Origin of the sequence: Olleya sp. Ti.3.14 (assembly GCF_038154885.1) — a bacterium.
Lineage (GTDB): Bacteria > Bacteroidota > Bacteroidia > Flavobacteriales > Flavobacteriaceae > Olleya.
This window is the reverse complement of sequence record NZ_JBAKAO010000001.1, coordinates 277,365-292,388: the sequence shown is the minus strand read 5'-3', so window position 1 is coordinate 292,388 and position 15,024 is coordinate 277,365. Positions and strand designations below refer to the sequence as shown.

Below are 15,024 nucleotides of genomic sequence, written 5' to 3'. Positions count from 1 at the left end.
TTACAATTTTAATGTATAAAATTCATTAAAAATGTTTTAATTTTGTCTATTATTTAATAAAAACATAAAATGGCAAAGTTTAAACTAGACGAAATTGATCATCAGATTCTTGATATGTTAATTGAAAACACAAGAGTTCCTTTTACAGATATAGCTAAAAAATTATTAATTTCAGCTGGTACAGTTCACGTTAGAGTGAAAAAGATGGAAGATGCAGGAATAATTAAAGGATCGTCATTAACGCTTGATTATCGTAAATTAGGGTATTCATTTATAGCTTACGTAGGTGTGTTTTTACAAAACACTTCTAAAACGTCTTTTGTTTTGGAGCGTATAAATGAAATTCCTTTTGTGACTGTAGCGCATGTTACTACAGGTAAATTTAATATCTTTTGTAAAATTAGAGCTAGAAACACAGAGCATGCAAAGGATGTAATCTTTATGTTAGATGACATAGAAGGTGTTTACAGAACAGAAACAATGATATCTTTAGAAGAAAGTATTAACGATAAAAAACGTTTAATGCACAGTATTTTTAACGAATTATAATTCATTAAAAAAACACTTAATAAAATTTAAAACGCTTCAATATTGAGGCGTTTTTTTGTTTATTTATACTAAATTTTAAAACTATGACCATATCAGATTTAAATGACACGGAATATATTCCTTATTTTAAAGGGTATATTGATATTGCTAAAGGACTTAAGTTGTTGCCAGGATTGCAATCTAGTTTTGACGAAGCTATTCTTTTTTTTCAGTCTATTGATGAAGATAAATTAAGTTATAGATATGCAGAAGGTAAGTGGACTATTAAAGAGATTATTTGTCATTTAATTGATACTGAGCGTATATTTTGTTACAGAGCATTACGTTTTGCTAGACAAGATAAAACAGTGTTGTCGGGCTTTGATGAAAATGAATATGTGGAGTATTCTGGTGCAGATGATAAGGCTATTTATAGCTTGTTAGAAGAGTATAAAAGTGTTAGGCAAGCTAGTATAGCGTTGTATAATAGCTTTAGTCAAACAACGTTGTTATCCAAAGGTGTAGCTGGCTCAGGACATGTATCTGTTAGGGCATTAGGCTTTTTAATAATTGGTCATGAAAAACATCATATACGTATTATTAAAGAGCGTTATTTATAGCTTTATTCCTCTTCATCAGATAAAATCAAATCGCTGTCAAGTTGTTTTTGATTAAAATCTACAATAATATGACCATCTCTATTTGTTTCTAAGTTAATTTTAGAATCAAAATTTGTCATCGTGTAATGTAATTTACAGCTAACCTTGACTAAATAGATAGTATCTTTAGTTTGGACTTCAACAGCTTCAATAGTTTCATTGTTATGATTGTCAAAGGTGATAATATCTTTATCGCCATAACCATCCGGAAACTTTTGAGTAAGTAAATCTAATACCTCAGGTGTTAATTTTTTATAATCTACAATAACTTTTCGCATACCAATATATTTTAAATTAAACTGGTTAGAATAGTTCTGTAACATAGCAATTAACTAAAATTACAAATTATTTTAATGCAAACGTATTATTCGTTGTAAAATTTAAAAGAATTGATTATCAAGTCATTATCTACTATGCAATTGATTTTTGGTTGACCAATAGTTTCTAATAATACAAAATTGATATTACCTTTTTCGTTTTTCTTGTCAAACTTCATCAAATCAATAATAGCCTCGAGATCTTCTGTTGGAATATCTACTTTGCCATATATCTTTATTAAACTGTTTTTAATGTCAATAACCTTTCCTTCAGGGAAGTCAATTAGTTTTGAAGATAAGTAAACTTCCAAAATCATACCTATCGCTATGGCTTCTCCATGTAATAAAGCTTTAGTCTCATGGTTTAAATAAAACGACTCAATTGCATGACCTAGCGTATGTCCAAAATTTAAAGATTTTCTAAGGTTTTGCTCGGTTGGGTCTTGTTCTACAATTGCTTTTTTAATCAAAACAGAGTCATAAATTAGCTGATCCAAGTCTTCAAGTGTTAGTTTGGATAAGGCTGTTAACTTGTTGTAATATAATTCATTGTGTATTAATCCATGTTTAAGCATTTCTGCTAAACCAGAACGCATTTCTCTGCTTGATAAAGTGGAAAGGTAACTAGTGTCGATTAACACCATATTAGGTGTTTTAATGATGCCTATTTGATTTTTTATGTGGTCTAAGTCTACACCATTTTTACCTCCAATTGACGCATCAACCATAGATAAAAGTGTGGTCGGAATATTTACAAATTGTATACCTCTTTGATAAGTACACGCCACAAAACCACCTAAATCCGTAACAACACCTCCTCCTAAATTAATCATTAAAGATTTTCGGTCTGCGCTTAACTCGGATAACGTTTGCCAAACACCCAAACAAGTTTCGATGTTTTTATGTTTTTCGCCAGCTTCAATTTCAATTATTTCAATAGTCAAATCTGTTGTTAATTCTGATAACAACTTAGGTAAACAAAGGGTTGACGTATTGCTGTCTACTAAAATAAAAATATTTGAAAACGTATTTTCAGAGATATAAGTATTTAATGCAGAGTAGCTATTTTGATTAAATTGTATGCTGTAATCTTGGGTTTTAATAGGAGTCATAAATGCGTAAAAACGTTAATGGGTAAAATTAATAGTTTTTTTAAAAAATAAGACTAATGAGTAGTATATTTGTGCTGTCAAAATTAAAATTATTATGTTGGACAACACTATTTTTGAAAACACTGAAGTTGCATTTAAGCTTAAAAGCAATACTGAGTTAGATCGTGCTTACTTTTTGTTTAAAATGATATCTAATCAACCCTTAGTTAGAATAGGTACTGCAGCTACAAATTTTGCTTTAAAAGCACATTTACCTGTAGAAGGCTTGATTAGAGCGACTGTTTTTGATCATTTTTGTGGTGGAATAAATGAGCAAGACTGTTTACCAGTTATTGATAAAATGTATACTGCAGGTGTTTGTTCGGTTTTAGATTATTCTGTTGAAGGTAAAGCTGTCGAAAATCAATTTGATTCTGCTAAGGAAAAAATAATGAAGCTTGTCGAGTTTAGCGATAAGAAAGACGCTATGCCAATTGTAGTCTTTAAACCAACAGGTTTAGGTCGTTTATTTTTGTTTCAGAAAAAAGGAGAAAGAAAAGCTTTTACTGATGCTGAGCAGCAAGAATGGGATAGAGTAGTAGCTAGATATCACGCCATTTGTAAAATAGCAAAAGAAAGAGATGTTGAAGTTTTGATTGATGGCGAAGAAAGTTGGATGCAAGACGCTGCAGATGATTTAGCGATAGAAATGATGAAGGTTTATAACACAGATAAACCTATTGTTTATAATACTTTACAAACGTATAGACACGATCGTTTAGCTTTTTTAAAAGTATCACATGAGCGTGCTAAATCTGAAGGTTATACTTTAGGTTATAAGATTGTTAGAGGTGCTTACATGGAGAAAGAGCGTGAACGTGCTAATGATAAAGGTTATGAATCACCGATTTGTAAAGATAAAATCACGACCGACAGAAACTTTAATGATTGCTTATTGTATATTTTAAATAATTTAAATACAATCTCAATATTTATTGGTACGCACAACGAAGAAAGCTCTTTACTAGCCTTAAAACTAATGACAGAATTAGGAATAAGTAAAGATGATAATCGTGTATGGTTTGGTCAATTATATGGTATGAGTGATCATATTAGCTTTAACCTAGCTGCTCATGGTTATAATGTTGCAAAATACTTGCCTTTTGGACCAGTTAAAGACGTGATGCCATACTTAATTAGACGTGCAGAAGAAAACACTTCTGTTGCTGGACAAACAGGACGAGAACTAACTTTGTTAAAAAAGGAGCGTAAAAGACGAAAATCTAATTAATCTAAAACTTTTATAGTTTGCAAGGTTGCAATGCTATCACAGTTTTCTATATAAAATTCGTAGTTTTTACTGTCTTTAGTTTCACCATAAATAAAATACATACCACAAGGTTCTTTTCTAGGTTCACTTTTAGAAAAATCTACATCTCCTTTTTTTAGGATGTAACTTATTGCAGAGGTGTCAATAGCTTTTGTGTCTAAAAGCGCTTGACTGTCTACAGAGAAGTGTAGTGTTTTTGTGCGTATATTCTTTAAGACTCTTCCTTCTGGACCATAATTATACTCGCAAGAAACCCCTCTTCCGTTTAAGAAAAAAGCTAATAAGACTAAACCAATAGAGAATCCACCTAAATAGTAACCAATTCTGTGTAATATTTTCATTCTAATAAATTGAATTGCAAATTTAGAATATTAATAGGTTTATATCACTATGATTTAAGTCAAACCATTCTCCAACTGCACGACTTGTTAAAATTCCGTGATAAAAATACAATCCATTTTTTAAACCTTTATCAAATCTAATAGCGTGTTCTAAACCTCCATTATCTGCAATTTCTAATAAATAAGGCGTAAAAATATTACTAATAGAAGCAGAAGCGGTTCTAGAGTAGCGAGCAGGAATGTTTGGAACACAATAGTGGATTACGCCATTTTTAATATAAGTAGGGTTATTATGTGTCGTGATTTCGCTAGTTTCAAAACAGCCTCCCATATCAATGCTTACATCAATAATTACGGATCCTTTTTTCATGCTTTCCACCATGGATTCAGACACAATAATTGGTGCTCTATCTTTTCCTCTTACAGCTCCAATGACTACGTCACAGCGTTTTAAGGCTTTACTTAAATATTTAGGTTGAATTGTGGATGTGTACAGTGTGCGTCCAAGATTAGCTTGTAAACAACGTAATTTTGTTATAGAATTGTCAAAAACCTTAACATTAGCACCAAGTCCAACAGCACTTCTGGCAGCAAACTCGCCAACGGTTCCAGCACCTAGAATAACCACTTCTACAGGAGGAACACCACTAATATTTCCAAACATTAAACCATTACCATTACTAGAATTACTCAATAACTCTGCAGCAATCAGTACGGAAGCAGTTCCAGCAATTTCGCTTAAAGCTCTAACCGCAGGATATGCACCATCCGCATCACGAATAAATTCAAAAGCTAAAGCAGTGATTCGTTTTGCAGCTAGTTTTTCAAAATATTTTTTAGATTGTGTCTTAATCTGTAAAGCAGAGATTAAGGTGGTTTGAGGATTGATTAACTCTAATTCGTCTAAAGTAGGTGGTTCTACTTTTAAAATCATTGGACAAGAATACACTTTTGCAGTATCTTTTGTGACTTCAGCTCCAGCTTCGCTATAATCTTTATCGCTAAAATTAGAGCCTTTACCAGCTTCAGACTCAATTAAAACACGATGACCATTACTAACAATTGCTGATACAGCGTCAGGAGTAAGGCAAACACGTTTTTCTTGAAATGCGGTTTCTTTAGGAATACCTATAAATAAACTGCTTTTGTGTTTAAAAATCTCTAAAGTTTCCTCTTGAGGTAATAATTCTGCTTTTGAAAATGGAGACAGTGGTTTAGACATTATTAATGTGGTTTTAAAACTGAAACAAATTACAAATTATTGTAATTAAAGCATTAAAAATAAAGTCTTATTTTTTCCCAAAAGGTTGTAGGCTTTTTAAAAAGCTCTTCTTCTTGTTCTTCTAAGGTTTTATCAGCCTTAGCATTGCTAAATAAATTTTGAACAAAACTATTAATAATAAAGTAGGTTTTAAGCATTTTGAAGTAGGGTAGTATGGGGTTTTTCAGGGTAGTATTAAAAATATTGTTTAATCTTTCCCCAAAACGTTTTTGGTTTAAATGTTAATTCGTCTTCTAGGTCTTGTATGGTTTTGTCAACCGTATTTAATCTATTAAATATTCTAGCTCTAACTAAATAGATTGATGGAATAATTATTGCCATAAAGAAAATCAAATAGAAAAATTGGTTATTATCTATATACTTTAAATCCTCATTAATTACATGAGCTAATTGAAAAATATACATCACTATAGGTATTAGTAAAGCATGATACCACCAATGACGACAGGTAAAAAACCAAATAATCAAGAGGTAAAGAGGAATTAATTTCCCTGTTATTGTCCAGATGCCGACTTGCGCATTTAAATAATATTTACTTTCGTATTTAAATAAAAAAGTGTCCCAAACTTGAATGTCCGGAACACTTTCATAGTAATAAAATATATAAGGAGTAATAGCTATTAATGTAGCTATAATACTTCCTAAAATAAATGTTTTATTACCCGTGAGTTGGAATTCTAATTTTGCTTTTTTCGATTTCTGTTGTTTGTTGTCCATTTAAATCAATAAGATTTGTTGCTTGTGCAGTGAATAATACACCACCAAAAATAGCCAATGCTAATACGTACTTTTTAGTTTTCATTTTGTTAGGGATTTAATTAATTATACCTCTAAAGTATATAAAATCTCTAATCAAAAATCGGCTAAATGTTAAAATTATGTTAAAATCAAGCTTTTTTTAATTTCTTGTTGTGGTTTAAACCACACTTGGCCAAAAATACACTATTTATTGAAAGAAAAAAGAGATTTTTTTAATCATTATTGGTTAGCGTGAGCTCGCGAGTCGTATTTTCTGACAATACAATCTGAATCGTGGTAAACTGGTCTTGTAGCAAGGGTTTTAGTAGATTTGGCCATTCTACAAAAATGTAATGATCTGAGTAGATATAAGTTTCTATACCAAAATTGTATAACTCTTCCTCATCCTCGACACGATAAAGGTCAAAATGAAAGATGTTATCATTTAAACCTTTGTACTCATTAACTAATGAAAACGTTGGGCTGCTAACTAGGTCGTCGCTACCTAATAAGCTTACAAGTGTTTTTATTAATGTTGTTTTACCAACACCCATGTCACCTTCAAACAATATTATTTTAGAGGTTGCTGCTTCTAAGACTTGTTTTGCAACTGTTTCTACTTGTTCTATATTATATTGTATAGTCACTTTAAACTTTTTTTGCAAAAATATATTATTTAGGACTTAATACTACAAAAGGTATAATCATTTCTTCTAAAGATACACCACCATGTTGGTAAGTGTTTCTGTAATAACTTACATAATGATTGTAGTTATTTGGGTAAGCAAAAAATAAATCACTTTTTGCAAATATAAATGAGCTATTCATGTTAATTGAAGGCAAGTGGATTGTTTTTGGATCTTTAGCAGCTAAAACGTCTTTGTTTTCGTAGCTTAAACTACGACCTGTTTTGTAGCGTAAATTTAAACTTGTGTCTCTGTCTCCAATAACTTTTGATGGGTTTTTAACATTAATGGTTCCGTGATCTGTTGTAATTATAAGTTTAAATCCCATGTGTTGGGCTTGCTGTATCATTTCTAATAAAGGTGAGTTTTTAAACCAACTTTGAGTTAAACTTCTATAAGCTTTATCATTAGAGGCTAATTCTTTGACAACATCCATTTCTGTTTTAGAGTGCGAAAGCATATCTACAAAGTTATAAACCACAACCGTTAAATCGTTTTCTTTAAGACCTTTAAAATTATCTGCTAGTTTTTTTCCAGACGCAAGATTGGTAATCTTATAATATTCATGTTTAAGGTTTGTAAGTCCTAAACGCTTCATTTGGGCATTTAAAAAGTCAGCTTCATGTAAGTTTTTACCACCTTCATCTGTGTCGTTTTTCCAATATTCTGGATGTAGTTTTTCCATGTCACTTGGCATCAACCCAGAGAAAATAGCATTTCTGGCGTATTGAGTGGCTGTAGGTAAGATGCTATAAAAGGCTTCTTCTTTTTGCTTTTTATAGTGGTTGTTTACAAAAGGTTCAAACGCTTTCCATTGGTCGTATCTTAAATTATCAACGACTACTAATAAGGTTGGTTGCTCTTTGCTTAGTTCTGGCGCAATTTTTTCTCTAAATAAGGTATGTGATAAAATTGGAGCATCAGTGTTAGGCTCAAACCATGAAGGGTAGTTTTTGTCAATAAATTTACCAAACTGTGTGTTAGCTTCGTTTTTTTGTGACTCTAAAATTTCAAACATACTAGGGTCTTCAATGTCTTCTAACTGAATTTCCCAATAAATTAGCTTTTTGTAAAGATCTATCCATTCTTCATAACTATTAACCATGGACATATCCATAGCAATTTTTCTGAATTCTTGTTGATAATTAGAGGTTGTCTTTTCGGACACCAATCTAGAGTGGTCTAAGTTTTTCTTTAAACTAAGTAGTATTTGGTTTGGATTTACTGGCTTTATAAGGTAATCGGCAATTTTATTACCAATAGCTTCTTCCATAATATATTCTTCTTCACTTTTAGTAATCATCACTACAGGAAGAGTGTCTTGTTTTTCTTTAATTTCGTTTAAAGTTTCTAAACCACTTAATCCAGGCATGTTTTCGTCTAAAAAAACAATATCAAATTTTTTCTCATCTAAAATTTCTAAAGCTTCTGTTCCGCTATTACAAGTGGTTACTTTATAGTTTTTTTGTTCTAAAAAGATGATATGAGGCTTTAATAAATCTATTTCGTCATCAACCCAAAGAATATTTATATTGTTCATGTATATTTGTGTATATTAATTAAATAAAGGATTAAGCTTGAAAGCAAGTAACAAACTTAAAATACTAAACGATCCAATTTACGGATTTATTACTATACCAAATTCTATAATATTTGATTTAATAGAGCATAAATACTTCCAACGACTGCGACGTATCTCTCAAATGGGTTTGTCCTATTTAGTATATCCAGGTGCGCACCATACACGTTTTCATCACGCTATTGGCTGTATGCATTTAATGCAAAAAGCAGTACAAGTGCTTCGTTTTAAAGGGGTTGAAATTTCTGAAGACGAAGAAAAAGCGCTTTATATAGCTATTTTATTACACGATATTGGTCATGGACCATTTAGTCATGCAATGGAACATAGTATTGTAAGTGGTGTTTCTCATGAAGAAATATCGTTGTTATTTATGGAAGCTTTAAATATAGAATTTAACGACGATTTAACACTTGCTATTCAGATTTTTAAAGGAGACTATCACAGGACCTTTATGTTGCAATTAATCTCTAGTCAAATTGATATGGATCGCGCAGATTACTTAAAACGTGATAGTTTTTATACTGGTGTGTCCGAAGGTAATATTAATAGTGAGCGTTTAATAACAATGCTTAATGTTAAAGATGATCAATTAGTTATTGAAGATAAAGGTATATATAGTGTAGAAAAATTTTTAGTAGCTAGACGCTTAATGTATTGGCAAGTCTACTTACATAAAACCAGCTTAGTCGCAGAGCAGTTATTAATACGAGTGCTAAAACGTGCTAAAGAATTGGTAGCAAAAGGTGTGTATCTAGAAGCAAGTAAACCGTTATCCTTTTTTTTACAAAATGAAATTACTATTGATAAGTTTGATGCAGATTGTCTGGAAACATTTGCTAAATTAGATGATTATGATATTGTTGCAGCAATGAAAAATTGGCAATATCATGATGACTTTGTTTTAAAAAATCTTTGCGAGATGATTATAAATAGACATCTTTTAAAAGTGAAAATAAAGAAAAAACCAATTTCAAAAGACGTTTTAATAGCACATAAAGCTAATTTGCAATCAAAATATAATATTACAGATGCAGATGCAGACTATTTTGTGTTTACAGGACAGATTAGTAATCAAGCATATTCAAGAAAAAAACAAAATATAAATATCTTACATAAAAATGGTAAAGTTGAGGATATAGTTAAGGCTTCAGACCAACTTAGCTTAAAAGCGTTGTCAAAACCAGTGACTAAATATTATATATGCTATCCAAAAGACCAACTTTAGCACATTTTTTCTATTTTTGTTGACAATGAAATTTACCGCAGAACAAATAGCAGGTATTTTAGATGGTGTCGTAGAAGGCAATCCTCAAGTAGAGGTATCTAAATTATCTAAAATAGAAGAAGGTGTAGAAGGCGCTTTGACCTTTTTGGCAAATCCAAAATACACTCATTATATATATACTACAAAAGCATCAATTGCTATTGTAGCAAAAGACTTTGTACCTGAGCAAAACGTTAGTTGTACCTTAATTAAGGTGGATGACGCGTATAAGTCATTTTCTAAATTGCTAGAGTATTATAATCAAGTAAAGCTAAATAAGTTTGGGATTGAACAGCCAACAGCCATATCTGATACAGCTAAAGTTGGAAAAGATATTTACATTGGTGCATTTACAGTAGTAGGCGACAACGTAAAAATTGGAGATAATGTAAAGATTTTTCCTAATTGTTATATAGGAGACAATGTTACAATCGACGATAATACAGTGTTGTTTTCTGGAGCAAAAATTTATTCAGACTGTGTGATTGGTAAAAATTGTGTAATTAATTCTGGAGCTATAATTGGAGCAGATGGATTTGGTTTTGTACCTGATGATCAAGGCGAGTATAGTAAAGTACCACAAATTGGAAATGTTATACTTGAAGATTTTGTTGACATTGGAGCAGCTACAACCATTGACAGAGCTACTTTAGGGTCTACAATAATTAGACGAGGAGTAAAATTAGATAACCAAATCCAAATAGCACACAACGTAGAAATTGGAAAAAACACAGTAATAGCTGCACAAACAGGTATTGCTGGTTCAACTAAAATTGGCGAAAATTGCCAAATAGGAGGTCAAGTAGGTTTTGCAGGGCATTTGACTATTGGAAACAATGTTAAAATACAAGCACAATCAGGAATAGGTAGAAATATTAAAGATAATGAGGTTTTACAAGGTTCGCCAGCATTTAGTTACGTGGATTGGAATAAATCTTATGTGTATTTTAAAAATCTTCCAAAATTAGCTAAAACAATAAACGAATTAGAAAAAAAAGGAAATGGGAATAATTAGTACTGACATAAAGCAAAAAACAATACTCAAGGAAGTATCCCTTAAAGGTGTTGGCTTACATACAGGAAAAGAGGTAACATTAACCTTTAAACCTGCACCAGTAAATGCTGGATTTTCTTTTAAAAGAATAGATTTAGAAGGAAACCCTGTTATAGAGGCAGATGCAAACTATGTAACTAACACACAACGTGGGACTTGTTTAGAAAAAAACGGAGTTACCATTCAAACGTGCGAACATGTATTAGCAGCTTTAGTAGGTTTAGATATAGATAATGCTATTTTAGAACTAGATAACTCAGAACCACCAATTATGGATGGATCTTCTAAGTTTTTTGTAGAAGCATTAGAAAAAGCAGGTATTGAAGAACAAGATGCCTTTAGAGAAGTGTATGAGGTAAGCGATGTTATCTCTTACACAGATGAAGAGTCTGGTAGCGAAATTTTAGTAATGCCAGCAAAAGAGTATCAAATTACAACAATGGTTGATTTTGGGACTAAAGTATTAGGTACACAAAATGCAACATTAAATAATATGTCCGATTTTAAAAAGGACATATCAGATTCTAGGACGTTTAGTTTTTTACATGAATTAGAATCATTATTAGAGCATGGATTAATTAAAGGAGGTGATTTAAATAATGCTATCGTATATGTAGATAAAGAATTGTCTGATTCTACAATGGAAAAATTAAAATCAGCCTTTAATAAAGATACGATTGCTGTTAAACCAAATGGGATTTTAGATAACTTGACGTTACATTATCCTAATGAAGCAGCAAGACACAAACTACTAGATGTTATTGGTGATTTAGCTTTAATAGGAACACGCATTAGAGGTAAAGTAATCGCGAATAAGCCAGGTCATTTTGTAAACACTCAGTTTGCAAAAAAAATGTCCAAATTAATAAAAAACGAAAGACGTAATAACGTACCAAATATTGATTTAAACCAAACTCCGGTTATGGATGTTAATCAAATTATGGACATGTTACCACATAGACAACCTTTTTTATTACTAGATAAGGTTTTTGAATTATCAGACAATCATGTTATTGGTCTTAAAAATGTGACCATGAACGAGGAGTTTTTTAAAGGACACTTTCCAGGAGCACCAGTAATGCCAGGCGTTTTAATAGTAGAAGCTATGGCGCAAACAGGTGGTGTTTTAGTTTTAAGTACCGTTCCAGACCCAGAAAATTATTTAACTTTTTTCATGAAAATGGATAATGTTAAATTCAAACAAAAAGTAGTGCCAGGTGATACGTTAATATTTAAATGTTCATTAATAACACCAATAAGACGTGGTATTTGCCATATGCAAGGTTATGCTTATGCAAACGGTAAATTATGTGCAGAAGCAGAATTAATGGCACAAATAACAAAAGTAAAATAATACTAAAAAAATGAACCAACCCCTAGCATACGTTCATCCAGGAGCGAAAATCGCAAAAAATGTGGTTATTGAGCCATTTACTACTATAAGCAATAATGTAATTATTGGAGAAGGTACGTGGATTGGTAGTAACGTAACAATTATGGAAGGCGCAAGAATCGGTAAAAATTGTAATATTTTTCCTGGTTCTGTAATTTCTGCGGTACCACAAGACTTAAAATATAATGATGAAGATACACTTACAATCATAGGTGATAATGTTACTATAAGAGAATGTGTTACAATTAATAGAGGTACGACTGACAGGATGAAAACTGTTGTTGGAGATAACTGTTTAATAATGGCATATTGCCATATTGCTCATGATTGTATCGTAGGTAATAATTGTATATTTTCTAATAATTCAACTTTAGCTGGACATATAAATATAGGTGACTATGTTGTTTTGGCAGGTATGACAGCTGTACACCAATTCTGTTCAGTAGGTAGTCATGCTTTTGTAACAGGAGGATCTTTGGTGCGTAAGGATGTACCACCTTTTGTAAAAGCAGGTAGAGAGCCACTATCTTACGTAGGAATCAATTCTGTTGGTTTAAGACGTAGAGGTTATACCACTGAAAAAATTAGAGAAATTCAGGATATATTCAGAATTTTATACCAAAAAAATTACAACAACTCGCAAGCTGCTGCTATTATTGAAGCAGAAATGGAAGCAACGACAGAAAGAGATGAAATTCTTCAGTTTATAAAGAATTCTCATCGTGGAATCATGAAAGGGTATTTCAAATCAAATTAAAAATTAAAAATTAAAAAATAAAAATGGCAACTACTTCAGATATTAGAAACGGATTATGTATTAGATATAACAATGATATCTATAAAATCATTGAATTTTTACATGTTAAACCAGGTAAAGGACCAGCTTTTGTTAGAACAAAAATGAAAAGTGTAACTAACGGTAAAGTGTTAGATAATACGTTTTCTGCAGGTCATAAATTAGAAGATGTAAGAGTAGAAACACATAAGTTTCAGTATTTATATAATGATGGCGAATTTTATCATTTTATGAATGAAGCGGATTATTCTCAAATTAGGTTATTAGAGTCTGCTTTAGACACACCAGATTTAATGAAAGAGGGTGAAGTGGTTACTATTCAAATCAATTCAGAAGACAACATGCCACTTTCTGTAGATATGCCAGCAACCGTAATTTTAGAAGTAACAGCTACTGAGCCAGGAGTTAAGGGTAACACTGCTACTAATGCAACAAAACCTGCAACGGTAGAAACTGGAGCAACTGTTAACGTTCCTTTATTTATTAATGAAGGCGATAAAATAAAAGTTGAAACAGACAAAGGGACTTACAAAGAACGTGTAAAGGAATAGTCTGGAGTTAAATGAAATTTCCAAAACCATATACATTACAAGACATAGCTAAACTAATAGACTGTACGTTTAAAGGAGATGCTAATTTTGAGGTGCTAGGCATGAACGAGATTCATGTGGTAACACCTGGAGATATTGTTTTTGTTGATCACCCAAAATACTATGACAAAGCCTTAAATAGTGCAGCTACCATTGTTTTAATTAACAAAGAGGTGGATTGTCCTGAAGGTAAAGCATTGTTAATTAGTGATGATCCTTTTAGAGATTTTAATAAACTTACGTCATATTTTAAACCATTTACTAGCTCAAACGTAGCGATATCAACATCAGCAAAAATTGGTGTAAATACAGTAATACAACCAAATTGTTTTATAGGTCATAATGTTACTATTGGAGATAATTGTGTAATCCATTCTAACGTTAGTATATACGACGACACGGTTATTGGAAACAATGTTACCATACATGCAGGAAGTATTTTAGGAGCTAGTGCTTTTTATTATAAAAATAGACCAGAAGGATTTGATCAATTAAAATCTGGAGGTAGAGTAGTAATACAAAACAATGTAGATATTGGTGCATTATGTACTATAGACAAAGGGGTTACAGGAGATACGACCATTGGAGAGGGTTCTAAATTAGATAATCAAATCCAAGTTGGCCATGATACCGTTATTGGTAAAAAATGTTTAATTGCCTCTCAAACAGGTATTGCAGGATGTTGTATTATTGAAGATGAAGTTACACTTTGGGGACAAGTAGGAACAACTAGTGGAATTACCATAGGTAAAAAAGCAAATGTTTTAGGTCAAACAGGTGTGACAAAATCCATAGAAGGCGGAAAATCCTATTTTGGGACGCCAATTGAAGAATCAAGAGTAAAATTAAAAGAGTTGGCATATATTAAGCGAATTCCTGAAATAATTAAACAATTAAAAAACAAATAGATGTCAGCCAGAGCAATTGTAAAAGCCTTTTATAGTTTAGATTTAGCAAAAGCAGATAATGCGATTAAAATGTTTGATAAAAACTGTCAATTGCATTGGAATAGCAGTCAAGGTTATACAGCCTTAGATTATAACGGTATTGACCAAAAGCTAAAGGAGGTTAGACAATCATTTGTGTCATTTACTTATAAATTAAGTCATTTACTAAAAGAAAATAATACCATTACAGCTAGATATACAGCCTATGCAGCTACAATTGAAAGGCCTGATAAGGTGGAGCCAATTGCTCATTTTATTTCAATTTGGGAAGTAAAGGATGGACTTTTATATAAAGGATACGAAATAAGTCAATTATTTGATGAAAATCCTTCTAGTTTATCATCATATTCGTAAAATAAAATTTAAAATACTTTTAGTAATCGCAATCAAAAACTTACTTTTGCATAGCAAAGAACAATTCAACAT

At 31.5% G+C, this 15,024-nt stretch carries 19 protein-coding genes; 10 read left to right on the top strand and 9 right to left on the bottom strand.

Going from position 1 to position 15,024, the window contains the following annotated elements:
* The first annotated feature begins 69 nt into the window (after positions 1-69).
* Together V6251_RS01350 and V6251_RS01345 are read left to right on the top strand one after the other, a co-directional pair.
* A complete protein-coding gene (locus tag V6251_RS01350; protein WP_028282071.1) occupies positions 70-549 on the top strand; it encodes an Lrp/AsnC family transcriptional regulator in 480 nt (159 codons plus the stop codon).
* Positions 550-632: 83 nt separating this feature from the next.
* Positions 633-1,148 (top strand): DinB family protein, encoded by a 516-nt coding sequence (locus tag V6251_RS01345; protein WP_341586657.1) that lies wholly within the window; start codon positions 633-635, stop codon positions 1,146-1,148.
* 2 nt (positions 1,149-1,150) lie between these two features.
* Here V6251_RS01345 and V6251_RS01340 read toward each other — a convergent pair whose 3' ends face one another.
* Positions 1,151-1,465, bottom strand: coding sequence for a hypothetical protein (locus V6251_RS01340; RefSeq protein WP_341586656.1), 315 nt, complete (start codon positions 1,463-1,465; stop codon positions 1,151-1,153).
* Between the two features lie 86 nt (positions 1,466-1,551).
* Positions 1,552-2,616 carry a 3-dehydroquinate synthase gene (aroB, locus tag V6251_RS01335; RefSeq protein WP_341586655.1) on the bottom strand — a complete coding sequence of 355 codons (1,065 nt, stop codon included), beginning with the start codon at positions 2,614-2,616 and terminating at the stop codon, positions 1,552-1,554.
* 94 nt (positions 2,617-2,710) lie between these two features.
* On the opposite strand from aroB, the gene V6251_RS01330 reads away from it, so the two are divergent.
* Positions 2,711-3,886, top strand: a complete 1,176-nt coding sequence (locus V6251_RS01330; protein ID WP_341586653.1) for a proline dehydrogenase family protein — start codon at positions 2,711-2,713, stop codon at positions 3,884-3,886.
* On the opposite strand, the gene V6251_RS01325 is transcribed toward V6251_RS01330, so the two are convergent.
* From V6251_RS01325 to porX, 7 genes are all read right to left on the bottom strand, one after another.
* Positions 3,883-4,266 (bottom strand): hypothetical protein, encoded by a 384-nt coding sequence (locus tag V6251_RS01325; RefSeq protein ID WP_341586652.1) that lies wholly within the window; start codon positions 4,264-4,266, stop codon positions 3,883-3,885. The two genes, V6251_RS01330 and V6251_RS01325, sit on opposite strands and share 4 nt — an antisense overlap.
* Before the next feature lie 22 nt (positions 4,267-4,288).
* A complete protein-coding gene (locus V6251_RS01320; RefSeq protein ID WP_341586650.1) occupies positions 4,289-5,488 on the bottom strand; it encodes an alanine dehydrogenase in 1,200 nt (399 codons plus the stop codon).
* Between the two features lie 53 nt (positions 5,489-5,541).
* Positions 5,542-5,685 (bottom strand): hypothetical protein, encoded by a 144-nt coding sequence (locus V6251_RS01315; RefSeq protein ID WP_341586649.1) that lies wholly within the window; start codon positions 5,683-5,685, stop codon positions 5,542-5,544.
* A gap of 37 nt (positions 5,686-5,722) precedes the next feature.
* Complete coding sequence (locus V6251_RS01310) at positions 5,723-5,953, bottom strand: hypothetical protein (RefSeq protein ID WP_341586647.1); 231 nt, start codon at positions 5,951-5,953, stop codon at positions 5,723-5,725.
* A gap of 253 nt (positions 5,954-6,206) precedes the next feature.
* Entirely contained in the window at positions 6,207-6,350 is a 144-nt protein-coding gene (locus V6251_RS01305; protein WP_341586646.1) for a hypothetical protein, read from the bottom strand.
* 169 nt (positions 6,351-6,519) lie between these two features.
* Positions 6,520-6,933 carry a tRNA (adenosine(37)-N6)-threonylcarbamoyltransferase complex ATPase subunit type 1 TsaE gene (tsaE, locus tag V6251_RS01300; protein ID WP_145001769.1) on the bottom strand — a complete coding sequence of 138 codons (414 nt, stop codon included), beginning with the start codon at positions 6,931-6,933 and terminating at the stop codon, positions 6,520-6,522.
* A gap of 25 nt (positions 6,934-6,958) precedes the next feature.
* Positions 6,959-8,512, bottom strand: coding sequence for a T9SS response regulator signal transducer PorX (porX, locus tag V6251_RS01295; RefSeq protein WP_341586643.1), 1,554 nt, complete (start codon positions 8,510-8,512; stop codon positions 6,959-6,961).
* A 37-nt stretch (positions 8,513-8,549) separates the two neighbouring features.
* On the opposite strand from porX, the gene V6251_RS01290 reads away from it, so the two are divergent.
* From V6251_RS01290 to V6251_RS01260, 7 genes are read left to right on the top strand one after another with little or no spacing between them, the layout of a single operon-like run.
* On the top strand, positions 8,550-9,779 hold the full coding sequence (locus tag V6251_RS01290) for an HD domain-containing protein (RefSeq protein WP_292945169.1): 1,230 nt from the start codon (positions 8,550-8,552) through the stop codon (positions 9,777-9,779).
* Positions 9,780-9,804: 25 nt separating this feature from the next.
* Positions 9,805-10,833 (top strand): UDP-3-O-(3-hydroxymyristoyl)glucosamine N-acyltransferase, encoded by a 1,029-nt coding sequence (lpxD, locus tag V6251_RS01285; protein WP_341586642.1) that lies wholly within the window; start codon positions 9,805-9,807, stop codon positions 10,831-10,833.
* Positions 10,820-12,226: a bifunctional UDP-3-O-[3-hydroxymyristoyl] N-acetylglucosamine deacetylase/3-hydroxyacyl-ACP dehydratase gene (locus tag V6251_RS01280; RefSeq protein WP_341586641.1), complete on the top strand. Its 1,407-nt coding sequence runs from the start codon at positions 10,820-10,822 to the stop codon at positions 12,224-12,226. The genes lpxD and V6251_RS01280 overlap by 14 nt, the downstream gene beginning before the upstream one ends.
* A 10-nt stretch (positions 12,227-12,236) precedes the next feature.
* The gene (gene lpxA / locus V6251_RS01275) at positions 12,237-13,022 is read left to right on the top strand and encodes an acyl-ACP--UDP-N-acetylglucosamine O-acyltransferase (RefSeq protein WP_028282084.1); all 786 of its coding nucleotides are present in this window, start codon (positions 12,237-12,239) and stop codon (positions 13,020-13,022) included.
* Positions 13,023-13,045: 23 nt separating this feature from the next.
* Positions 13,046-13,612, top strand: coding sequence for an elongation factor P (gene efp, locus V6251_RS01270; RefSeq protein WP_145001764.1), 567 nt, complete (start codon positions 13,046-13,048; stop codon positions 13,610-13,612).
* Positions 13,613-13,623: 11 nt separating this feature from the next.
* Positions 13,624-14,559 carry a UDP-3-O-(3-hydroxymyristoyl)glucosamine N-acyltransferase gene (locus tag V6251_RS01265; protein WP_341586640.1) on the top strand — a complete coding sequence of 312 codons (936 nt, stop codon included), beginning with the start codon at positions 13,624-13,626 and terminating at the stop codon, positions 14,557-14,559.
* Positions 14,560-14,952, top strand: a complete 393-nt coding sequence (locus V6251_RS01260; protein ID WP_341586639.1) for a nuclear transport factor 2 family protein — start codon at positions 14,560-14,562, stop codon at positions 14,950-14,952. It begins immediately after the preceding gene.
* Positions 14,953-15,024 lie beyond the last annotated feature (72 nt).